Genomic DNA, 20820 nt, shown 5'->3' on the forward strand with positions numbered 1-20820 from the left:
CTCTCTCTCGGGTGGGGTGGGCCCCGCGGCCGGCTCGACCGGGGGAGTCTCAGGGGTGGCAGCAGACGCGACCGGCGCGGGTGCGTGCTCGCGGCTGATCCCCAGCCCCTGGCACTGCGGGCAGGCGCCCTTGGAGTTGAAGCTGAACAGGGCCGGGCTGACGCCGCCGGCCTTGGCGAACAGCCTGCGGATCTCGTCCATCAGCCCGGTGTAGGTGGCGGGGTTCGACCGGATCGACCGGCTGACCGCCGACTGGTCGATGACGACCGCGTCCGGGTGCCGGGCCAGGAACACCTCGTTGACGAGCGTGCTCTTGCCCGACCCGGCCACCCCCGTGACAACGGTGAGCACCCCGGTGGGGAAGGCGACCGTGACGTCCTTCAGGTTGTGCGCGGTGGCGCCGGTGACGGTCAGCGTGCCGGTCGGCTCACGGAAGCCCGCCTTGAGCGGCCGGTTGTGGCGCATGTGCCGCCCGGTGAGGGTGCCCGCCCGGTGCAGGCCGGCGACGCCGCCCTCGTAGACGATCTCGCCGCCGTGCGCGCCCGCGTGCGGCCCGACGTCGACCACGTGGTCGGCGATCTCGATGACGTCGCGGTCGTGCTCGACCACGAGCACGGTGTTGCCCTTGTCGCGCAGCTCGCGCAGCAGGCCGTTCATGCGCCGCACGTCGCGCGGGTGCAGGCCGACGGTCGGCTCGTCGAAGATGTAGGTCATGTCGGTGAGGCTGCTGCCGAGGTGGCGGACCATCTTGATCCGCTGTGACTCCCCGCCGGAGAGGGTGGCCGTCGCCCGGTCCAGGCTGAGGTAGCCCAGGCCGATGGAGACCAGGTGCCGCAGCCGCTCCAGGACCGCCGCGACCATCGTCGCCGCGATCGGGTGGTCGATCCGGGCGACCACGTCCACCAGGTGGCGGGCCTCCATCGCGGCCAGGTCGGCGATGTTACGGCCGTCGATCCGGCAGGCCAGCGCCGCCTGGTTGAGCCTGGCCCCCCGGCACAGCGGACAGGTCCGCGTGGAGACGAACTCCAGCAGCGCCTCCCGGTTGGCCTTGGTGTCGATGTCCTTCCTGATGTAGATCCGGTCGAACTTGTCGACCAGGCCCTCGTACTTCTGCGGGACCGTCCCACCCTGCGTCTCGAACATGACGTCCGGCCCCTGGCCGCGCAGCAGCGTCTCCCACTCGGACTCGGTGTAGTCCGCCAGCTTCTTGTCGTTGTCGAACAGCCCCGAGTGGGTGAAGGTCTTCCAGAACCAGGTGCCGACCCCGAAGTTCGGCAGCAGCATCGCGCCCTCGTTGAGCGACTTCGACCGGTCCAGGGCCCGGTCCAGGTCCAGGGTCATCTTCCTGCCGACCCCCTCGCACTCCGGGCACATCCCTGCGGGGTCGTTGAAGGAGAAGGCGTTGGAGTAGCCGGCCGGCGGCGTGCCGATCCGGGAGTAGAGCAGCCGCAGCAGGGAGTGGATGTCGGTGATCGTGCCGACGGTGGAGCGGGAGTTGCCGCCGATGCGCTGCTGCCCGATGACGACCGCGGCCGAGAGGTTCTCGACGCCGTCGGCGTCCGGCTGGCCGTACTTGGGCAGGCGGTTGCGGACGAACGTGGTGAAGGTCTCGTTGAGCTGCCGCTGCGACTCCGCGGCGATCGTGTCGAACACGATGGACGACTTGCCCGACCCCGAGACACCGGTGAAGACCGTGATCTGCTTCTTCGGGATCTTCAGTGAGATGTTCTTGAGGTTGTTCTCACGGGCGCCCGTTATCTCGATGTGGCTCATGAATCCGACGCTAGCCTCGGTTTAGGCCAGTTTCCGGCCGCAATCGGTGGCATCGTGGACGCCATGGCAGACACCACGGCACGGGTGCTCCGGCTGCTGTCGCTGCTCCAGGCGCACCGGGAGTGGCCGGGGCCCGAGCTCGCCGAGCGGCTGGAGGTCAGCCCGCGCACGCTCCGCCGCGACATCGACCGGCTCCGGGAGCTGGGCTACCCGGTCCACGCGACGACCGGCCCGGCCGGGGGATACCGGCTGGAGGCGGGGGCCGCGATGCCGCCGCTGCTGCTCGACGACGAGGAGGCCGTGGCCATCGCGGTGGGCCTGCGCACGGCGGCCGCCGGCTCGGTGACCGGGATCGAGGAGACCTCCCTGCGGGCCCTGGCCAAGCTGGAGCAGGTCCTGCCCTCCCGGCTGCGCCGCCGGGTCAACACCCTGCAGACCCAGACCGTCACGGTACGCGGCCGGTGGCCGACCGTGGACCCGGACACCCTGGCGCTGCTGGCGCAGGCGAGCCGGGACCACGAGCGGCTGCGCTTCGGCTACCGCCGCCGCGACGGCACGCGGAGCGTCCGCCTGGTCGAGCCGTACCGGCTGGCCTCCACCGGGCGGCGCTGGTATCTCGTCGGATGGGACGTCGAGCGGGAGGACTGGCGGACCTTCCGGGTGGACCGGCTCGCCGCGCCGCTGGCCACCGGCGTCCGGTCCGGCCCGCGCGAGCCGCCGCCCGGCTACGTCGAGGAGTCCGTGGTCGCCCCGATCAGCCGGTATCGGGCGGTGGTCACCGTGCACGCGCCCCTGGCCGTGGTCGCCGAGCGCTTCTCCGGGCCCGGCTGGGTCCTGGAGGACCTGGACGGGCGGAGCTGCCTGCTGCGCACCGGCGGTGACTCGCTGGAGTGGCTGGCCTTCTCCGTCGGGCTGCTCGGCCTGGACTTCACCGTCCACGAGCCGCCCGAGCTGGTCGACCACATCCGGCTGCTCGTCACCCGGCTTCAGGCGTCGACGGAGCCGCCGCTGCGCCAGTAGACGTTGTTCTCCCGGCTCAGCAGCCCGTCGTCGACCAGGTAACGGCGGAGCGCCGCGTAGTCGTCGTGGAAGGCGCGCAGCGCGGTGTCGACCTCCTTCTCCGGATAGCGGATCCCGGGCTCGAAGACCTGGGCGATGTAGTTCAGCACGACCAGCTGCTTGTCGCGCTTGGTGGGGATCGCCCGCAGCCGCCCCTCGACGAGGAAGGACTGCAGCACCTTCTCCTCCGGTGAGACCGGGACGGCGGGCCGGGCCGTGGCGTGCAGCAGCTCGCGGAAGCGCTCCCGCCGCGCCTGCCACCGGCCGTCGTCGTCCCGTACGGCCAGCCCGCCGCGCTCCAGCCGGTCCAGTGCCCGCCGTGTCGCGTCCCGCTCAAGCCCGGCCCCCTCGGGCGTACCGCTCAGCACCAGCGCCGCCAGCACCCGTAACGTGTCCTCCTGATAGAGCAGGCCGAGCACCTGCCGCATCGCGTCGTCGTTCATGCCCTCTATTTTGTCGGGCCTGTCCGGTGCTTCTCGCACCGCGGACGCCCAGGGCGCGGGGCCCGGCCGCCTCTTCCTGCGACAGGACCGGCCGGTCCCGACTTTCCTGGCATCATGGGGCGCATGCTCAGAAAGATCATTTTTGCCGCGACGCTCGTCGCCGGCACGGCCCTCGCCGGCATGCCCCCCGCCTCGGCCGCCGCCGCCCCCGCGGTCCCCAAGGGCTTCCTGCTGCACGACAGGGAGGTGGCCGCCGACCAGGCCAAGAAGGACGAGCCGGCCGACGCCGAGAACGTCTGGTGGGCCAGCGCCAAGGCCGGGGAGCGGTTCGCCGCCGACCCCTGCGCCCACAGCGCGGTGGCCGCCGCCCAGCGGAAGGACCCCAAGGTCGGCCAGGCCGGCCGGGCGGCGGCCCGGACGGCCTACTTCGAGGTCGAGGGCGAGATCGAGACCATCGAGCAGGTGATCCTCTACAGCTCGGAGCGGGCCGCGCGGTCGGCCCTGCAGCAGTTCCGGGCGGGCGTGCAGAAGTGCAGGCAGTCGGAGGGCTGGAAGAACGGCTCCTTCAACCGGAGCCTGGCCAGGGTCTCCCTCGGGGACGAGGCGTGGAAGAGCAGCGCCCGGGCCTATGAGGACGGCCGGCCCGTCACCGGGGACGACGTCGTGATCGCGCGCCGGGCCAACGCGGTCACCGTCTACCTCGCCTCCGCCTCCGCCAAGCCGGCCGCCAGGAGCCACACCCAGCAGCTCGCGCACACCAGGCAGATGCTCGCCAAGATCTGCCAGATCGCCGCCTGCGCCTCGTAGCGGCAGGGGGCGGGGCCGGCCCGGACCGCGGATGATCGCGCGTCCGGGCCGGCCCCGGCGGGGTCAGAGGCGGTTCAGGCCGACGACGTGGAGCACGGCGCGGCCCTCCTCGTCGGAGGCGGCCAGATCCACCTGGGCGTCGATGCCCCAGTCGCCGTCGCCCGCCGGGTCGGCGATGACCTGGCGGACCTTCCAGAACTCCTTCTCCTCCTCGATGCGGAGCAGTCCCGGCCCGCGGGCGTCGGGGCCGGTGCCGATCTCCTCGTGGTCGTCGTAGTAGGCGTCGAGGGCGGCGCCCCAGTCCACGTCCGGTGCCAGCTCGGCCAGCTCCTCCTCCTTCTCCAGGGAGGACAGCTCGACCAGGCGGAACATCGCGTTGCGGACCAGCACCCGGAAGGCGCGGCTGTTGGCGGTGACCGGCTTGGTCTTCTCCTCCAGGGAGGGCGTCTCCAGCTCGCCGGTCGGGTTCTGCAGCTGCTCCCACTCGTCCAGGAGGCTGGAGTCGACCTGTCGGACCAGCTCGCCGAGCCACTCGATGAGGTCGATGAGGTCTTCGGTCTTGAGGTGCTCGGGGATGGTCCGCGACAGGGTGCGGTAGGCGTCGGCGAGGTAGCGCAGGACGGTGCCCTCGGACCGGGCCAGCTCGTAGAACTGGACGTAGTCGGCGAAGGTCATCGCCCGTTCGTACATGTCCCGGACGACGGTCTTGGGGCTGACGGTGTAGTCGCCGACCCAGGGGTGACCCCGGCGGTAGGTCTCGTAGGCGCCCAGCAGCAGGTCGGCCAGCGGCATCGGGTAGGTGATCTCGTTGAGGAGCTCCATCCGCTCCTCGTATTCGATGCCGTCGGCCTTCATCTGCGCCACGGCCTCGCCGCGTGCCTTGTTGAGCTGCGCGGACAGGATCTGGCGGGGGTCGTCAAGGATGGACTCGATGATCGAGACCATGTCGAGAGCGTAGGTCGGCGACTCCATGTCCAGCAGTTCGAGGGTGGCCAGCGCGAAGGTGGACAGCGCCTGGTTGAGCGCGAAGTCCTCCTGGAGGTCGACGGTCAGGCGGGCCATCCGGCCCTGCTCGTCGGGCTCGGTGAGCTTCTCCACCACGCCGCCGGCCAGCAGCGAGCGGTAGATCGCGATGGCCTGGCTGATGTGCCGCCGCTGCCACTTGCGGTCCTCGTGGTTGTCGGTGAGCAGGTGCTTCATCGCCGCGTAGCAGTCGCCGGGGCGGTTGATCACCGCGAGCAGCATCGCGTTGCTGACCTTGAACCGGGAGTTGAGCGGCTCGGGCTCGGCGCCCTGCAGCTTCTCGAAGGTCTCCTCGCTCCAGCCGACGAAGCCCTCCGGCGGCTTCTTGCGGGCGTAACCGCGCCGCCGCTTGGGGTCGTCGCCGATCTTGGCCAGCGCCTTCTCGTTCTCGACGACGTGGTCGGGGGCCTGGCAGACGACGTAGCCGATGGTGTCGAAGCCCGCCCGCCCGGCCCGTCCGGCGATCTGGTGGAACTCGCGGGCGCGCAGCCGCCGGACCTTGCTGCCGTCGTATTTCGACAGCGCGGTGAACAGCACGGTCCTGATCGGCACGTTGACGCCGACGCCGAGCGTGTCGGTGCCGCAGATGACCTTCAGCAGGCCGGCCTGGGCCAGCCGCTCCACCAGGCGGCGGTATTTCGGGAGCATCCCGGCGTGGTGCACGCCGATGCCGTGCCGTACGAGGCGGGACAGCGCCCGGCCGAACCTGGTGGTGAACCGGAAGTTGCCGATGAGGGAGGCGATGGCCTCCTTCTCGGCCTTGGTGGACATGTTGATGCTCATCAGCGCCTGGGCCCGCTCCATGGCCGCGGCCTGGGTGAAGTGGACGACGTAGACGGGCGCCTGGTTGGTGGTGAGCATCTCCTCCAGGGTCTCGTGGAGGGGGGTGAGGCGGTAGGAGTAGACCAGCGGGACGGGGCGTTCGGCGTTCTTGACCACGGCGGTCGGCCTGCCGGTGCGCCGGGTCAGGTCCTCCTCGAACCGGCTCACGTCGCCCAGCGTCGCCGACATCAGGATGAACTGCACGTTCGGCAGCTCCAGCAGCGGCACCTGCCAGGCCCATCCCCGGTCGGGCTCGGCGTAGAAGTGGAACTCGTCCATCACGACCTGGCCGATGTCGGCCTGGGCGCCGTCGCGCAGCGCGACGTTGGCGAGGATCTCGGCGGTGCAGCAGATGATCGGCGCGCCGGGGTTCACGCTGGCGTCACCGGTCATCATGCCGACGTTCTCGGTGCCGAACAGCGCGCACAGGTCGAAGAACTTCTCCGACACCAGCGCCTTGATCGGCGCGGTGTAGAAGGTGCGCACGTCCCGGGTCAGCGCGGTGAAGTGGGCTCCGGCCGCGACCAGGCTCTTGCCCGACCCGGTGGGGGTGGCCAGGATCAGGTTGTTCCCGGAGACGACCTCGATCAGCGCCTCCTCCTGGGCAGGATAGAGGGTGAGCCCTCGCTCGGAGTTCCACTCGACGAACGCGTCGAAGATGGCATCTGGATCGGCGTCGATCTCTTCTGGCAGGCGATCTACAAGGCTCACGGTTCAATACTGCCGAAGAACTGGTGGTGGTCGGACCGGCTCGGGCGACAGATGTGATCGCATCGTGCCCAGGACAGATTACCTGGCGCGAATATATCTACCTAAACCCCATCAAATCATGATCAAGGGGACTGGGGGACGGCTGCGCCGCCGGCCGGGACCGGGCGGGCGACCAGGTGAGCGCCAGCCCCGCCAGGAGCATCCCCGCGCCGAGCACCGGCGCCCGCCCCGGGACGAAACCGATCGCCGTGAGGACGAGCAGACCCGACCCGGCCAGCGCCAGGGCCACCACGATCCGGGCCATACCCCCGGCGTACGGCGCGGCCCGCGGCGGCGTCTCGAACCGGGTGAAGCAGCGCATCAGCGGGAACATGGCCAGCACGAGCATCAGCAGCCAGTGCGGCCAGCCCGACAGCCACGCCTGGCTGCCCGGCTCCGGGGTGGAGATGCCCAGCCCCACCACGACCACCGAGGTGACGGCCGCCAGGGCGCTCATGTGCCACAGGTAGACGGTCATCATCCGGGGGGCGGCCCAGGCCAGCAGCCGCGACACCCCCGGCCACCCCACGAGGGCGACGATCCACCGGCGCAGCGCCAGCGCCAGCCCGATCTGGCCGACCGCCACCGCCAGCAGCGCGATCGTGGGCGGGGCCATGTTGGAGACGGCCGCGCCCGGCATCCCGATCATGCTGCCCGGGTAGGGGCCGGCCGCCACCAGCGCCGCGGCCAGGCCGTACCCGACCAGGGCCATGGCCCAGGGGCGGCCCAGCCGGCCGTCGGCGTACAGGAAGCCGAGCTGGTGCACCGCAAGCCAGACCAGCGCGATGTTGAGGAAGCCGACGACCTCCAGGCCGCTGGTGAAGCGGGCGACGTCCACCACGACGGCCCCCGCCGTCAGCACCGCGGGCACCCGCCAGCCGTAGCGCATGTTGAGCCTGAGCATCGGCGGGGTCACCACCACCGCGGCCAGGTAGACGGCCAGGAACCACAGCAGCTGCCCGGCCAGGCGTGAGGCGGTGACCACCGGCTGCTCGGGCACGCCGAGGGCCGTCAGCAGGTGGGGCAGGGGCACCCACACCGCCGCCAGCGGCAGCACCGGCCAGACCAGGCGGCGCAGCCGCGCCGCCAGCCAGGCGGGAGCCGTGCCGCCGCGCCGTACCGACCCCCGCCAGCTGATCGCGTTGGCCGCGCCGCCCGCGAAGAAGACCAGCGGCATCACCTGGCTGATCCAGGTGATCATCCACGCGCCGCCGGTCGCCAGCGCGTTGCCGGTGGAGATCCGCCCGCCGGCGAAGGACAGCACCGGCATGCTCCAGTGCTGCAGCACCACCAGGGCCATGCCGAACAGGCGCAGCGCGTCGATGAACACGTCACGGCCCGGTGGCGCGGGCGTCGCGGGGGCTGCCGGGCGGGACAGGACGGCGGTCATGGGGATCTCGATTCGTCGGGGAGCGGTGCTCCGACCCTCCCGCGCGCACCCCGGCCGGCGCAGTCACGCCCGCAGCCCTCTTCCGGTCAAGGCCGCACCCTTACCGGGGGTAGGGCCAGCCCTACCCCCGGAAGGCGGCACGCAGGGTCGAGAACCGGTCCCGCGAGCTCATAGCGTTAGCGGCATGAGATCCCTCCTGCGCCGTATCGGCACCGACAGCCGTTACCTGATCGCCGGCTTCCCGCTCGCCGTCGTCTTCTTCGTCCTGATGGTGGTCGGTTTCGCCGCCGGGGTCGGCACGGCGATCGTATGGGTGGGCCTGCCGATCCTGGCGACCACGCTGCTGATGGCCCGGGGGCTGGCCGATGTGGAACGGCGGATGCTGCCCGAGGTGCTCGGCCGCACGCTGCCCCGGCCCCGCTACCGGCCGGCGCCGGAGACCGCCGGCTGGGTGCGCCGCATGGTGAACCCCTTGACCAGCGGTCAGTCGTGGCTCGACCTGCTCTACGGGATCGTGGCCTTCCCGATCTCCATCCTGACGTTCTCCTTCACGGTGACCTGGTGGGCCGGGACGATCCTGGGCCTGACCAGCCCGATCTACGGGTGGATCACCGCGGCGATCCCCGGCAACCACGGCCTGGCCTACCTGCTCGGTTTCGACGACAAGGTCTGGATCGACGTCCTCGTCAACACCTGCATCGGCGTGCTGTTCGCGCTCACCCTGCCGCTGGTCGTGCGCGCCGGGGCGCTGATCCGGGCCGGGCTCGGCCGGGCCATGCTGACCGGCGTCGCCGAGCTGCACGAGCGCATCGACGACCTGGCCGAGGGCCGGGCCGCCGCGGTGTCGGCCGAGGCCAACGCGCTGCGGCGGCTGGAGCGCGACATCCACGACGGGCCGCAGCAGCGCCTGGTCTCCCTGGCGATGGACCTGTCGCGGGCCCAGCGCCAGCTCAAGCGCGACCCGCAGATGGTCGAGGAGATGCTCAGCCAGGCCATCACCTCGACCCGCGACACCCTGGACGAGCTGCGCGCGCTCTCGCGTGGCATCGCGCCGCCGATCCTGACCGACCGCGGCCTGGCCCCGGCGCTCGCCGCGCTGGCCAGCCGCTGCACGATCCCCGTCGAGCTGGACGTGCAGATCACCGGCCGCTTCGCGGCGGCGGTGGAGAACACCGTCTACTTCGTGGTCGCCGAGAGCCTGACCAACGTCGCCAAGCACAGCCACGCCACCCTCTGCACGGTGTCGCTGAGCAGGACCGGCGGCGTCCTCATGCTGACGATCGGGGATGATGGGGTCGGCGGCGCACACGTCGCCAAGGGACATGGCCTGTCCGGCCTCGCCGACCGCCTGAAGGCGGTCGACGGGGAGATCGCGGTGGACTCACCGGTGGGCGGGCCGACGGTGATCGTGGCGGAGGTGCCGTGCGGGTAGTCGTGGCCGACGACGCAGTGTTGATCAGAGAGGGCCTGATCCGGCTGCTCGAGGAGTTCGGCTGCGAGGTGGTCGCGGCGGTGGGGGACGGCGACAGCCTGGTGGAGGCCGTCGCCGAGCATCGGCCCGACGTCTCGGTGGTCGACGTCCGGATGCCGCCCAGCTTCACCGACGAGGGGCTGCGGGCGGCGGTCGAGGCGCGCCGGCGGGTGCCGGGCGCGCCGGTGCTGATCCTGTCGCAGTACGTGGAGGTCTCCTATGCCGACGACCTGCTCGCCGACGCCAGGGGCGCGGTGGGCTACCTGCTCAAGGACCGGGTCGTGGACGTCGACGACTTCATGGGGGGCCTGCGCACCGTCGCGGCCGGCGGGACGGTCTTCGACCCGCAGGTGGTGGCCCAGCTGATGGTACGGCGCCGCCGCGACGATCCGCTGGCCCTGCTCACCCCGCGGGAGCGGGAGGTGCTCGGCCTGATGGCGGAGGGCAGGTCCAACCCGGCCATCGGCCGCCAGCTCGTGGTCAGCGACGGCGCCGTGGAGAAGCACATCCGGAGCATCTTCGCCAAGCTCGGCCTGTACGCCGAGGACGGCGACCAGCACCGCCGCGTCCTGGCCGTCCTCGCCTACCTGCGCTCCTGAGACCCGTACGGCGGGGCCGGGCGGACGGCGGAGCCTGGACGGCGGGGCGGGGCCGAGACGGCGGGACGGGGGCGGGCGGGTGCCGCGCGGACGGCGCGGGGCGCGGAGGCGGCGCGTGCCAGGTCCGTGAGGTCACGGTCCGCGAGGTCACGGTGCGAGGTCACGGTCCGCGAGGTCACGGTGCGAGGTCACGGTCCGCGAGGTCATGACCTGCGGGCGGCGGTGTCGGAGCGGCGGGCCAGGAGCAGCAGGGCGCCGGCGCCGGCGGTCAGGGCGAGTGAGACGACGGTCACGTCGGACCACCCCCCGACCTGCCACCGGTGCGCCGCCATCGCGCCGAACACGGAGCTGCCCAGGTAGTAGGCCAGCAGATACAGCCCGGACGCCTGCCCGACGCCGACGTCGACCCGGTGGGCCCGGTCCGACACCCAGCCGCTGACCAGCGAGTGCGTGCCCAGGAACGCGAAGGTGAGCACGCCGAGGCCGGTGACGATCAGCGGCAGCTGGGGCGCGGCGGCCAGCAGCACCCCGGCGAGCAGGAGCGCGACGCCGATCAGCGCGCCGGAGCCGCGCCCGACCCGGGCGGCGGCACGCCCGGCGACGAGCGGTGCGAAGACGCCCACCGGGTAGGCCAGGAACACCAGGGCGGCCGCGCCGCCCAGTAGGTAGGGGGCGGCCTCCAGGCGGAAGGCCATGGCGTTGTACAGGCCGACGAACGCTCCCATGGTGGCCGCCCCGACCAGGCAGAGCGCGACGAGGGCCGGATCCCGCAGGGTCAGCCGGGTGTTGCGCAGGATGCTGCCCGGCCGGGGGCTGGAGCGTGCGAACCGCCGGGACGGCGGCACCAGGACCCACAGGCCGGCCGCGCAGACCAGGGTGAGGCCGCCGGTGACCAGGGCGGCGCCCGGCCAGCCCCACAGCGCGTCGAGCGGCCCCGGGAGCAGCCGCCCGGCCGCCCCGCCCAGCGCCGTGCCCGTGATGTAGGCGGCGTTGGCGCGCAGGTGCGCCGAGGGGTGCACCTCCTCGCGCAGGTAGGCCAGGGCCACCGCCGGCAGGCCGGCCAGCGCGACGCCCTCGAGGCCCCTGACGGCCAGCAGGCTGTGCCAGGTGGGCGCGGCGGCGGAGGCGATCCCCAGCACCGCCGTACCGGCCAGGGAGATCCGCATGATCGCCACACGCCCGACCGCGTCCGAGATCGGCCCCACGAACACCAGCGCGACCGCCATGGTGACCGTGGACAGCGACAGCACCGCCGTCGACGCGGCCGCCGACACCTGGAAGTGCCTGGCGACGCCGGGCAGCAGCGGCTGGACGTAGTACAGCGCCATGAAGTTCGCGAGCCCGCCGAGTCCCAGCCCGTAGACGATCCGCCGGTAGGCGGGTTCACCGGGCCGGTGCCCGGCGTGGGGCCGGGCGGTTCCGGGGAGGGGGGCCGGGTGGGGAAGGGTCGAGGTCATCACCCGATGGTGCTCCACCGGCTGTGATGCTCAAAATGCAGTAATTGACACTATTGATGCACGGAACGCATCATCGCCGGATGGACCTGCAGACGCTGCGCTGGTTCCTCTCGCTGTGCGAGACGGAGAACATGCGGGACACGGCCGCGATCGAAGGAGTCAACCAGTCGACGCTGTCGCGCTCGCTCGCGCGGCTGGAGGCCGACCTCGGCGTGGAGCTGTTCCACCGGCACGGGCGCAGGCTCGCCGTCAACCGGTTCGGCGCCCTGTTCCGCGACCACGCGGGCCGGGCCGTCGGCGACCTGGAGGCGGCACGCCGCCGCGTCGACGCCCTGGCCAACCCCGACACCGGGCTGATCCGGCTGGGGTTCCTGCACTCCGTGGGACGCTGGCTCGTCCCGGAGGTGCTGCGCGACTACCGCAACGTCACCCCGGGCATCAGGTTCGAGCTGCACCAGGGTTTCGCCCGGGAGCTGTTCACCTGGCTGCACCACGGGGACATCGACGCCGCCCTGGTCACCCCGCCGCCGGAGGGGACCGACGCGCGCTGGCACCGGCTGCGCGAGCAGCAGCTGTGCATCGCGCTGGCCGCCGACCACCGGCTCGCCGGCACGCCCGGGCTCGCGCTCGGGGACGTGCGGGACGAGCCGTTCATCGCCTTCGCCCGCACCACGGACCTGCGCCGGGTCATCGACGGGCTCTGCCGCGAGGCCGGGTTCGAACCCGTCATCGCCTTCGAGAGCGAGGAGATCGCCACCGTGCGGGGGCTGATCGGCGCCGGCCTCGGGGTGGGCATCCTGCCCCGCCCGGCCGTGCTGGAGCATGATGACCCCGTCTACCGTCCGCTCGGCCCGGCCCAGCAGCGGCCGATCGGCCTGGCCTGGCATCCGAGGGCGGTCCCCACGGCGGCGACCGCGCGCTTCGTCGAGCACCTGAGCGGGGACGGGCGCGTGCGGGCCGACCCCCCGGCGTGAGCCCCGGGGGGTCGGCCCGCATGGGACTCACGCCCGGCATTCGCGCCCGGGACTCACACCGGGGACTCGCGCCGGGGACTTGATCCCGGCTCTCGGGTCCGGGACTCACTCCCGGGACTCTCGCTGGGGCGGCCCGCACTCTCCCATGGCCTGCCGGACCGCGGAAAGGGGAGCCGTTCGCGCCGGGGGCCGCTCAGTTCGACGGCTGCAGATATCCGTTGGCGACCAGCCACTCCACCGACACTTCCGCCGAGGTCTGGGGCGCCTCGGGAATGTGCTTGCTGACCAGGTGGTACTGCCGTCCCTCGCCTTCCTGCTGGAACGCCGCGGCGGCCGGGCCGCCGTCTACTTTGAACTCCTTCACCACCTTGTAGGTGTGGTAGCTGCATATGTATTTCGGAGCCGCCGGGAAGGTGTTGAGATTGTTCGGGGGCAGGGCGCGCCCGACGTAGGAGGCGCCGAGCGGGGAGACGAAGGAGCCCTTCTCGCCGCCGAAGCGGTCGAGGGCCGTGCCCACCGGCAGCGTCACGGTCCTGATCAGCGGCCTGCCGTTGGAGTAGCCGCCGGAGTGGGCGAAGCCGTAGTCCGGCGGATAGCGCCACCCGCCGGCGGCCTCGTCCCAGTAGCGGTCGACGAACTCCTGCGGGGAGGTCCCGTTCAGCGGCCTGTAGTCACGCAGGATCCTGCCGAGCGGCCCGTCCTTCGGCAGGTACTTCGGGCCCAGGATCGGGTCGTCGTCCAGGTAGGGCGGCCCGCAGACCTGCCCGCCGGGCTTGTCGTCCCCGGTGGGGGCCGTCCGTCCGGTGGCCGCCGCCGGGGTGGCGGGGGGCGCCGCTCCGCCGGCCGCAGGGGCGGCGGCGGCCGGCGGCTCGGGCGGACCGGAGGCCGCGAACGCGCCGGTGCCGGCCTGGGCCGCGACGCCGGTGAAGGCAGCGGTGACGATGCCGACGGCGGCCAGTGGTGCGCGTCGTCGAAAATGCCGCACGGATCCTCCTGATGAACTCACACGGAGCTGGATCGGATGTCTGGGGTCGAGCTGCGGACCGGCGTGGGCGGGGCCGGAGGCGGATGCCTCCTCTCCGCCCGGGGCGTTCTCGTGCGGAGCCGGTCGGTCCAGGGCGGAAGGCGGGAGAAGCGCCACCCGCCCGGAAACGGAATTGCCGATCCAGGCGTACCCGGCCTTCTTTTCCGTGGCACCGGGAAAGAGTTAATCGAATGACAAAAACGGAACGACAAAAGGCATGGAAGTGCGCATCGTTAATTGCGTTCAGAAATGCGGTCGACCGGCATTCATTGTCGATATAGGGCATTTATCCGACGATTGAGCCCACCGGTCCGGCGGGCGACGCGCCCGCCCGTCGGGGGCGGCTTCCGGGCGCGGCCGATCGGGGGCGTTCCGCCGTCGGCCCCTTTAACGTGCTGTTACTCGATCGTGACTTGACGTTGCCGGTTACGGGCGAGTTACATGTCCCTAACCCCGTAAACGTTTTCAGTAAATCACCAAGATCGCGGTAAACGTTTACAGAAAGGTGTGGTCTCTGTGAGCGACGGGCCGACGATCACCACGATCGCGGAGCGGGCGGGTGTCTCGATCGCCTCGGTCTCCCGCGTGCTCAACGGGCTGCCGACCCGCGAGGACACCGTGCGCCGGGTGCTCAGCGCCGCCGACGAGCTGGGATACGTCCCCAACTCGGTGGCCCGGTCGCTGAAGTCGCGCCGGACCAACCAGGTGGCCTTCGCGATGGCCGACATCGGCAACCCGGTCTACCTGACGATGATCCGCGAGATCCAGCCGGTGCTGAAGGCGGCGGGATACCGCCTCGTGCTGCACTCCACGGACGCGGACGTGGCCGAGGAGATCGACGTGCTCCGCAGCCTCGGAGAGCGCTACGTGGACGGGCTCATCATGATCCCGCTGCGGGTGAGCGAGGCGCACCTGAAGGCCGTCGAGGCCGCCCGGGCCCCCGTCGTCATCATCGGCTCGGTGCCCGACAGCACGCGGGTGGACAACGTCCGCACCGACTCGCGCACCGGCGTACGGCTGGCGCTGGACCACCTCCACTCCCTGGGACGCCGCCGCATCGGGTTCGTCAACGGCCCCCTGGACACCGTCCCCGGCTCGGCCCGCTCCACGGCCTACGCCGAGGGCCTGGCCGATCTCGGCCTGCCCTACGACGAGAACCTGGTGGAGATCGGGGACTTCTCCCGCTCCGAGGGGGCGCGGGCCGTGAGCCGGCTGCTGTCCAGGGTCCCCGACCTGGACGCGATCATGTGCGCCAACGACCTGATCGCCCTCGGCGCCCTCGACGTCCTGCGCCGGGCGGGCAGGCGGGTGCCGCAGGACGTGGCGGTGGTCGGCATGGACGACATCGACCAGGCCGCCGTCGCCTGGCCCGCCCTGACCAGCATCTCCCTCGGCTCGGCCGAGCGCGGCCGGATGGCTGCGGAGCTGCTCCTGGACCGGCTGGGCGACGGCGACCGGGACCCCAAGGTGATCACCGTTCCGCCCCGCCTGGTGGTCAGAGCATCGACCGTGGGAGAAGAGGAGACGCCGTGACCCTCACCGCCGACCGGCCGGCCAGGACGGCGACGCCGAACCGGCCCCGCAGGGGCGGGCGGCAGGGGCGCGAGACGCTGCTGCTGATGCTGCCCGCCCTGGTGCCCGTGCTGGTCTTCAGCGTGGGGCCGCTGCTGTACGGAATCTTCCTGGCGTTCACCGACGCGCGCTCCGGGCGCAACGCGGTCACCTCGTTCGTCGGGCTGTCGAACTTCGGCGACCTGCTGGCCGACGGGGACTTCTGGGCCTCCTTCCGGATCGGGATGATCTGGGCCGTCTCGGTGACCGTGCTGCAGTTCCTGGCCTCGCTGGGGCTGGCGCTGCTGCTCAACCAGGATCTGCGCTTCCGGGGGTTCGCCCGGGTGCTGGCGGTGGTGCCCTGGGCGATGCCGCCGGTGGTCATCGGGCTGATGTGGCGGCTGGTCTACCATCCGGACGCCGGGATCCTCAACGGCATGCTGGGCACCGAGATCGACTGGCTCAACGACTTCTCCGTCGCGCTGCCCGCGGTGATCGTCGTCGGGATCTGGACCGGCATGCCGCAGACCACGGTGGTGCTGCTGGCCGGCCTGCAGAGCGTCCCCAAGGAGCTGTACGAGGCGGTCGAGGTGGACGGCGCGGGCGTCTGGCGCAAGTTCTGGAACATCACCCTGCCCCAGCTCCGCCCGGTCATCGTGGCCATCACCTCGCTGGACTTCGTCTGGAACATCAACCAGTTCGGGCTGGTCTACGTCCTGACCCAGGGCGGCCCCGGCGGGCAGACGCGCCTGCCCATGCTCTTCGCCTACGAGGAGGCCTTCCGCTACGGCTTCTTCGGCTACGCGGCCACCCTGGGCGTGGCGATCGTGATCGTCGTGCTGGCCGTGCTCGGCGTCTATCTCTGGCGGCAGATGCGGGAGGCGAGCTGACATGGGCAAGGCACTGCGTTATCTGGCCCTGGCAAGCTACGTCGTCTTCCTGGCGTTCCCGCTGCTCTGGCTGCTGTCCACGGCGCTGAAGACGCCGCAGGAGATGGCCAGCCTGCACCCGACGTGGATCCCGCGCGCGCCGACGCTGACCAACTTCGCCGACGCCTTCGGCGAGCAGGACCTGGTCGGCAGCGGGCTGCGCAGCCTCGTGGTGGCGGTGGCCACGGCGGTGCTCACCGTGGTCCTGGCGCTGCCGGCGGCCTACGCCCTCGCCCGCTACCGCTCGATGATCAACCGGATCGCGCTCGGCTGGGTGCTGGTCAGCCAGGTCTTCCCGTTCATCCTGATCATCATCCCGCTGTTCATGGTGCTGCGCAGGCTGGAGCTGTCGAACACGCTGCCCGGCCTGACCCTCGTGCACGTCACCTTCGTGCTGCCGTTCGCGCTGTGGATGCTCCAGGGATACGTGCGCGCCGTACCCCGTGAGCTGGAGGAGGCCGCGGCGGTGGACGGCGCCGGCCGGGTGCGCTCGCTGCTGAGCGTCGTCGCCCCGCTGCTCGCCCCGGGAGTGGTGGCGACGCTGCTGTTCGCGTTCATCTCCTCCTGGAACGAGTTCCTGTTCGCTCTGATCGTCCTGAAGGACCCGGACGTGGCGACCCTGCCGCTGACGCTGGTGAAGTTCACCGGCGCCGAGGGGGTCGTACGGCTCGGGCCGCTGGCGGCCGCCTCGCTCCTGGCGACGGTCCCGAGTCTCGTGTTCTTCGCAGTCATCCAGCGGCGGCTGAGGTCCGGCCTGATGGCCGGGGCCGTCAAGGGATAGCCCCACCCCCCGATAGGAGAAGTCATATGCGTAAGAAGGTCGCGCTGGCCGCAGGTCTCCTCGTGCTGGCCGCCGGATGCGCCTCGGAACCGCCCGCGGCCGCCCCCGACGGACCGGTGAAGATCAAGTTCCAGAGCCTCGCCTGGCAGAAGGAGTCGATCGCGGCCAACAAGGAGCTGGTCGACGAGTGGAACAAGGCCAACCCCAAGATCCAGGTCGAATACGTCCAGGGGAGCTGGGACAACGTCAACGACCAGCTCGTCACCTCCTTCGAGGCGGGTGACCCGCCGGACGTCATCCACGACGACTCCCCGGCCCTGTCCGGCTTCGCCAGCCGCGGCTACCTGCTGGACCTCAAGGACAAGGTCCCGGCCGAGCTGAAGAGCGACATCCCCCAGGCGGCATGGGACACCGTCACCTTCGCCGACGGCAAGGGCGGGCAGGGCGTGTACGGCGTGCCGTTCCTGCAGGAGTCGCAGGTCATCATCGGCAACAAGAAGCTGCTCGACAAGGCCGGCGTGCGGCTCCCGACCCCGGACAGCCCGTGGACGTGGGACGAGTTCGCCGAGGTCTCCAAGAAGCTCACCAAGGGCGACTCCTACGGCGTCGCCTGGCCGATGAAGTCGCCGGTCAACAAGGTGCTCAACCTGGGCCTCAACTTCGGGGGCACCTTCTTCCAGACCGACGGCGGCAAGACGACGGTCAAGGTCGAGGCGGGGGAGCGCGAGGTGCTCCAGCGCATCCACGACCAGCTCTACAAGGACAAGTCCGCCGACCCGGCCGCGCTCGGCATGGGCGCCGCCGACCCGCTGCCCGGCTTCTACGCCGGCAAGTACGCGATGCTGCCCGTCGGCGTCTACCTGCGCCAGCAGGTCGTGGAGCAGGCGCCGGACGGCTTCGAGTGGATCACCCTGCCGCCGCTGAAGGGCGCCACCGCCGAGCAGGGCGCGGTCTCGCAGACCCTGTCGGTCGCGGCCGACAGCAAGTATCCCGAGCAGTCGCTGAAGTTCATGTCCTTCTTCCTGAACGGCTCCAACCAGGTCAAGCTCGCCAAGGGCGACTGGCTGCTGCCGACCTCGGTCAAGGCCGCGGGCGACCCCGCCATGACGACCGAGGAGAACGGCTGGAACGTGGCGACCGCCTCGGTCAAGAACCTCGTGGTCGCGCCCTTCCTGAAGGTCAACGGCTTCGACGAGTGGAAGAGCAAGGTGGCCACGCCGACGCTGCAGCAGTTCTTCGCCAACAAGATCACCCTTGACGACGCGGCGAAGAAGCTGGTCGACGAGGGCAACAAGGTGCTGGAGCGGTACAACCAGTGACCGTGACGCATCGGGGGCGCGCCCGGGGGTGTCTGCTCGGCCTCGCGGCCGGCGACGCCCTCGGGCGCCCGGCGGAGAACCTCTCGCCCGAACAGATCGCCGCCCGCTGGGGCAGGCTGACCGAGATCGACGGCGGTGGCACCGACGACACCGAATACACCATCTTCGCGGCGTCCCTGCTCGTCCGGCACGGGCACGCGCTGACCCCGCAGGACGTCGCCCGGGCCTACCGCGAGGAGATCCTCCCCCTGGCCGAGGGGCCGATGAAGGGCGCCGGCTTCTCCGAACTCGGCGCCGTCCAGGCGCTCAGGCAGGGCCTCGAACCGCCGCTGACCGGCCGGTGGCACCGGCACGGCTGGTCGGACGGCCTGGCCATGCGCGCGGCGCCGTACGGCGTCTTCGCCGCGGGAGACCCCGGTGAGGCCGCCCGCCTGGTGGAGGTCGACGGCAGCGTGAGCAACGCGGGAGAGGGCATCCTCGGCGGCCGCGCCGTCGCCGGCGCGGTGGCCGCCGCGATGACGGGCGCACCCCCGGAGGAGGTGGTCGCGGCCGGGCTCGGCGTGATCCCCGACGACTCCTGGACCGCCCGCAACCTCAACCGCGCCCGGGACGTCGTCCGCCACGCCGGTTCCTCCGGACCGGGCGAGGTCGCCGCGCGGTTGCACGGGGCGGTCGTGGTCCGGCACTACCCGTGGACGGACCTGGCCCCCGAGGCCGTCGCCCTCGCCTTCGCCGCCTACCTGCTGGGCGGGGGAGAGGTCGAGGAGTCCGTGGTGATCGCGGCGAACCTGGGACGCGACGCCGACACCACCGCCGCCATCGCGGGCGCCCTCGCCGGGGCGGGGCGCGGCGAGGCGGCGGTGCCGGAGCGGTGGGCACGGCAGATCGGCCCGGTCGAGGGGCGCTGCCTGCCGGTGACCGCGGGACGGCACGTGCTAGAGGTGGCCGATCAGCTCGTGGAAGGGGCGTAGGCGATGATGTCGGGGGACAGGATCCTGGGGGCGTTCGCCGGGCTGGCGATCGGCGACGCGGCGGGCTGGCCGTCGTCGCGGCACCGGGCCGGGGTGCACGCGCCGTGGAGCAGGCGGCTCCACCGCGAGCTCGACGCCTTCGCCGAGGAGCACCGGGTGACCACGCTGCCGGTGCCGTTCGCGCTCAACCAGCCGGTCGCGCCGCTGGCCGTCGGCCCGTCCGACGACGCCGAATGGCTCGCCTGGACCGTGCTCACCGTCGACCAGGAGCGCGCGGCGGCCTTCGCCGCCCTGACCGGCAGAGACGACATCAGGGCGCGGATCTCGGTGCGGACCGCGCTGGACAACCTCGCGCGCGGCCTCGGGCCGCCGGCCAGCGGCCACGACAACCCGCACTTCTTCGACGACGCCGCGGTCGTGCGGGCGGTCGCCTTCGGCGCCGCGGGGCTGGACCCCACGGCCGACGCCCAGGTCACCAACGCCGGTGACGGCGTGCTCGGGGCGGTCGCGATGGCCCGGGCGATCAGCGTCCTGGTGGGCGGCGGGGCGATGGGCGAGGCCGTGGAGGCCGCGCTGGAGGCGCTCCCCGAGGACACCGTCATCGGCCGCGCGACCCGCGTCGCGCTCGCGGTCACGAGGAGGGCCGGCGACCCGTTCGAAGCGGTGCCCGCCCTGGACGCGGCGCTGTTCGACCACGTCTACAGCTACGGGGTCGCCGCCGCCGAGACGTTCCCGGTGGCGCTCGCGCTGGCCGAGGCCGCCGGCGGCTCGCCGCGCACCGCCGTGCCGGCCGCTGCCTGCCTGAGCGCCGCGGCGGACTCCGCGCCGGCCCTGACCGGCGCGCTGACCGGCGCCTTCACCGGCCACGACGCGCTGCCGCGCGGGTGGAGCACCGTTCTGACCGGCTGCTGCCTGCCGGAGCTGGCGGGCACTGATCTACTGGACATCGCGAGGGGATGGATTTCATGAGCGCAGCAGGTGAAGCGGCGGCCCGGCCGTCGGGCACGGGCGGGGACGCTCCGGTGAGCGCGGGCAGGGGGACCCTGGAGGACAGGGCCGTCGGATGCGTGACGGGCGCCGCCGTCGGCGACGCCCTCGGCGGCGCCACCGAGGGCTGGACGCCCGAGCAGATCCACGGGCGTTACGGCGGGCACGTCGAGGGCCTGGTCCCGCCGTTCTTCGAGGACTGGCGCAACGCCCGGCCCATCGCCCCCTACCACAAGGGCGACGGCCACATCACCGACGACACCCTGATGACGCACGCGCTGATCAGGGTCTACGAGCGGGCCGGGAGCCACCTGGACGCCTACGCGGCGGCCGAGCACCTGGTCCCGGAGATGATGGGCGAGAAGCGCTGGATCCCGGAGCTGGAGACCGAGGCGCTGCCGCTGCACCGGGTCTTCCTGGCGGAGAAGTGGCTGGTGCTGCGGCTGCACTACGGCCACGTCGACCCGCGTGAGGCCGGGACGGGCAACATCGTCAACTGCGGCGCGGCGATGTACATGGCGCCGGTCGGCGTGGTGAACGCTGCCGACCCCGACGCCGCCTACGCCGAGGCGATCGACCTGGCCGGCGCCCACCAGTCCAGCTACGGCCGCGAGGCGGCCGGGGTGCTCGCCGCCGCGGTCAGGATCGGGGCGGACACGGTCATCGTGCCGGCCGCTCCCGCCGAGTGGT

The 20820-nt window shown here is 71.9% G+C and carries 18 protein-coding genes; 12 read left to right on the forward strand and 6 right to left on the reverse strand.

All coding sequences use genetic code 11. From position 1 onward, the window contains the following. The coding region (locus tag ACWDS7_RS32075; RefSeq protein ID WP_451932297.1) for an excinuclease ABC subunit UvrA at positions 1–1773 on the reverse strand (1773 nt) is incomplete at its 3' end. 63 nt (positions 1774–1836) lie between these two features. On the opposite strand from ACWDS7_RS32075, the gene ACWDS7_RS32080 reads away from it, so the two are divergent. Next, positions 1837–2793 (forward strand): helix-turn-helix transcriptional regulator, encoded by a 957-nt coding sequence (locus ACWDS7_RS32080; protein WP_451932298.1) that lies wholly within the window; start codon positions 1837–1839, stop codon positions 2791–2793. Here the strand turns inward: ACWDS7_RS32080 and ACWDS7_RS32085 are convergent. Then, entirely contained in the window at positions 2760–3275 is a 516-nt protein-coding gene (locus ACWDS7_RS32085; RefSeq protein WP_306868526.1) for a DUF2087 domain-containing protein, read from the reverse strand. The genes ACWDS7_RS32080 and ACWDS7_RS32085 overlap by 34 nt on opposite strands. A gap of 123 nt (positions 3276–3398) precedes the next feature. Between ACWDS7_RS32085 and ACWDS7_RS32090 the strand changes: the two genes are divergently transcribed. Continuing rightward, a complete protein-coding gene (locus tag ACWDS7_RS32090) occupies positions 3399–4082 on the forward strand; it encodes a hypothetical protein (protein WP_451932299.1) in 684 nt (227 codons plus the stop codon). A gap of 63 nt (positions 4083–4145) precedes the next feature. Here ACWDS7_RS32090 and ACWDS7_RS32095 read toward each other — a convergent pair whose 3' ends face one another. Together ACWDS7_RS32095 and ACWDS7_RS32100 are read right to left on the reverse strand one after the other, a co-directional pair. Further along, on the reverse strand, positions 4146–6638 hold the full coding sequence (locus ACWDS7_RS32095) for a DEAD/DEAH box helicase (RefSeq protein WP_306868532.1): 2493 nt from the start codon (positions 6636–6638) through the stop codon (positions 4146–4148). Positions 6639–6735: 97 nt separating this feature from the next. Next, the gene (locus tag ACWDS7_RS32100; RefSeq protein ID WP_451932300.1) at positions 6736–8067 is read right to left on the reverse strand and encodes an acyltransferase family protein; all 1332 of its coding nucleotides are present in this window, start codon (positions 8065–8067) and stop codon (positions 6736–6738) included. A gap of 184 nt (positions 8068–8251) precedes the next feature. Here ACWDS7_RS32100 and ACWDS7_RS32105 point away from each other — a divergent pair, with 184 nt between their 5' ends. Both ACWDS7_RS32105 and ACWDS7_RS32110 read left to right on the forward strand, forming a co-directional pair. Continuing rightward, positions 8252–9499 (forward strand): sensor histidine kinase, encoded by a 1248-nt coding sequence (locus ACWDS7_RS32105; protein WP_451932301.1) that lies wholly within the window; start codon positions 8252–8254, stop codon positions 9497–9499. Continuing rightward, a complete protein-coding gene (locus ACWDS7_RS32110) occupies positions 9490–10137 on the forward strand; it encodes a response regulator transcription factor (protein WP_306868538.1) in 648 nt (215 codons plus the stop codon). The genes ACWDS7_RS32105 and ACWDS7_RS32110 overlap by 10 nt, the downstream gene beginning before the upstream one ends. A gap of 203 nt (positions 10138–10340) precedes the next feature. Here the strand turns inward: ACWDS7_RS32110 and ACWDS7_RS32115 are convergent, their stop codons facing one another. After that, positions 10341–11594 (reverse strand): MFS transporter, encoded by a 1254-nt coding sequence (locus ACWDS7_RS32115; RefSeq protein WP_451932302.1) that lies wholly within the window; start codon positions 11592–11594, stop codon positions 10341–10343. An 80-nt stretch (positions 11595–11674) separates the two neighbouring features. On the opposite strand from ACWDS7_RS32115, the gene ACWDS7_RS32120 reads away from it, so the two are divergent. Next, positions 11675–12568, forward strand: coding sequence for a LysR family transcriptional regulator (locus ACWDS7_RS32120; RefSeq protein ID WP_451932303.1), 894 nt, complete (start codon positions 11675–11677; stop codon positions 12566–12568). 193 nt (positions 12569–12761) lie between these two features. Here ACWDS7_RS32120 and ACWDS7_RS32125 read toward each other — a convergent pair whose 3' ends face one another. Continuing rightward, a complete protein-coding gene (locus ACWDS7_RS32125; protein WP_451932304.1) occupies positions 12762–13553 on the reverse strand; it encodes a TNT domain-containing protein in 792 nt (263 codons plus the stop codon). Positions 13554–14108: 555 nt separating this feature from the next. Here ACWDS7_RS32125 and ACWDS7_RS32130 point away from each other — a divergent pair. The 7 genes from ACWDS7_RS32130 to ACWDS7_RS32160 all read left to right on the forward strand — a co-directional run. Further along, entirely contained in the window at positions 14109–15125 is a 1017-nt protein-coding gene (locus ACWDS7_RS32130; protein WP_451932305.1) for a LacI family DNA-binding transcriptional regulator, read from the forward strand. Continuing rightward, complete coding sequence (locus tag ACWDS7_RS32135; protein WP_451932306.1) at positions 15122–16033, forward strand: carbohydrate ABC transporter permease; 912 nt, start codon at positions 15122–15124, stop codon at positions 16031–16033. Before ACWDS7_RS32130 ends, ACWDS7_RS32135 begins: the two co-directional genes overlap by 4 nt. A gap of 1 nt (position 16034) precedes the next feature. Continuing rightward, the gene (locus ACWDS7_RS32140) at positions 16035–16853 is read left to right on the forward strand and encodes a carbohydrate ABC transporter permease (protein ID WP_451932307.1); all 819 of its coding nucleotides are present in this window, start codon (positions 16035–16037) and stop codon (positions 16851–16853) included. A gap of 26 nt (positions 16854–16879) precedes the next feature. Further along, a complete protein-coding gene (locus tag ACWDS7_RS32145) occupies positions 16880–18172 on the forward strand; it encodes an ABC transporter substrate-binding protein (protein ID WP_451932308.1) in 1293 nt (430 codons plus the stop codon). Between the two features lie 2 nt (positions 18173–18174). Next, positions 18175–19143, forward strand: a complete 969-nt coding sequence (locus ACWDS7_RS32150) for an ADP-ribosylglycohydrolase family protein (protein ID WP_451932309.1) — start codon at positions 18175–18177, stop codon at positions 19141–19143. Between the two features lie 3 nt (positions 19144–19146). Next, positions 19147–20112 carry an ADP-ribosylglycohydrolase family protein gene (locus ACWDS7_RS32155; protein WP_451932310.1) on the forward strand — a complete coding sequence of 322 codons (966 nt, stop codon included), beginning with the start codon at positions 19147–19149 and terminating at the stop codon, positions 20110–20112. Next, on the forward strand, positions 20109–20820 hold a 712-nt coding region (locus tag ACWDS7_RS32160), incomplete at its 3' end, for an ADP-ribosylglycohydrolase family protein (protein ID WP_451932311.1). The genes ACWDS7_RS32155 and ACWDS7_RS32160, both read left to right, overlap by 4 nt.

It is taken from the genome of Streptosporangium sp. NPDC003464 (genome assembly GCF_053588315.1).

What these genes read in the sequence shown, in the direction of transcription:
- ACWDS7_RS32080 (WP_451932298.1), top strand. Translation starts at nt 1,837, where the DNA reads ATGGCAGACACCACGGCACGGGTGCTCCGGCTGCTGTCGCTGCTCCAG.
- ACWDS7_RS32085 (WP_306868526.1), bottom strand. Translation starts at nt 3,275, where the DNA reads ATGAACGACGACGCGATGCGGCAGGTGCTCGGCCTGCTCTATCAGGAG.
- ACWDS7_RS32090 (WP_451932299.1), top strand. Translation starts at nt 3,399, where the DNA reads ATGCTCAGAAAGATCATTTTTGCCGCGACGCTCGTCGCCGGCACGGCC.
- ACWDS7_RS32100 (WP_451932300.1), bottom strand. Translation starts at nt 8,067, where the DNA reads ATGACCGCCGTCCTGTCCCGCCCGGCAGCCCCCGCGACGCCCGCGCCA.
- ACWDS7_RS32105 (WP_451932301.1), top strand. Translation starts at nt 8,252, where the DNA reads ATGAGATCCCTCCTGCGCCGTATCGGCACCGACAGCCGTTACCTGATC.
- ACWDS7_RS32115 (WP_451932302.1), bottom strand. Translation starts at nt 11,594, where the DNA reads ATGACCTCGACCCTTCCCCACCCGGCCCCCCTCCCCGGAACCGCCCGG.
- ACWDS7_RS32120 (WP_451932303.1), top strand. Translation starts at nt 11,675, where the DNA reads ATGGACCTGCAGACGCTGCGCTGGTTCCTCTCGCTGTGCGAGACGGAG.
- ACWDS7_RS32140 (WP_451932307.1), top strand. Translation starts at nt 16,035, where the DNA reads ATGGGCAAGGCACTGCGTTATCTGGCCCTGGCAAGCTACGTCGTCTTC.
- ACWDS7_RS32145 (WP_451932308.1), top strand. Translation starts at nt 16,880, where the DNA reads ATGCGTAAGAAGGTCGCGCTGGCCGCAGGTCTCCTCGTGCTGGCCGCC.
- ACWDS7_RS32155 (WP_451932310.1), top strand. Translation starts at nt 19,147, where the DNA reads ATGATGTCGGGGGACAGGATCCTGGGGGCGTTCGCCGGGCTGGCGATC.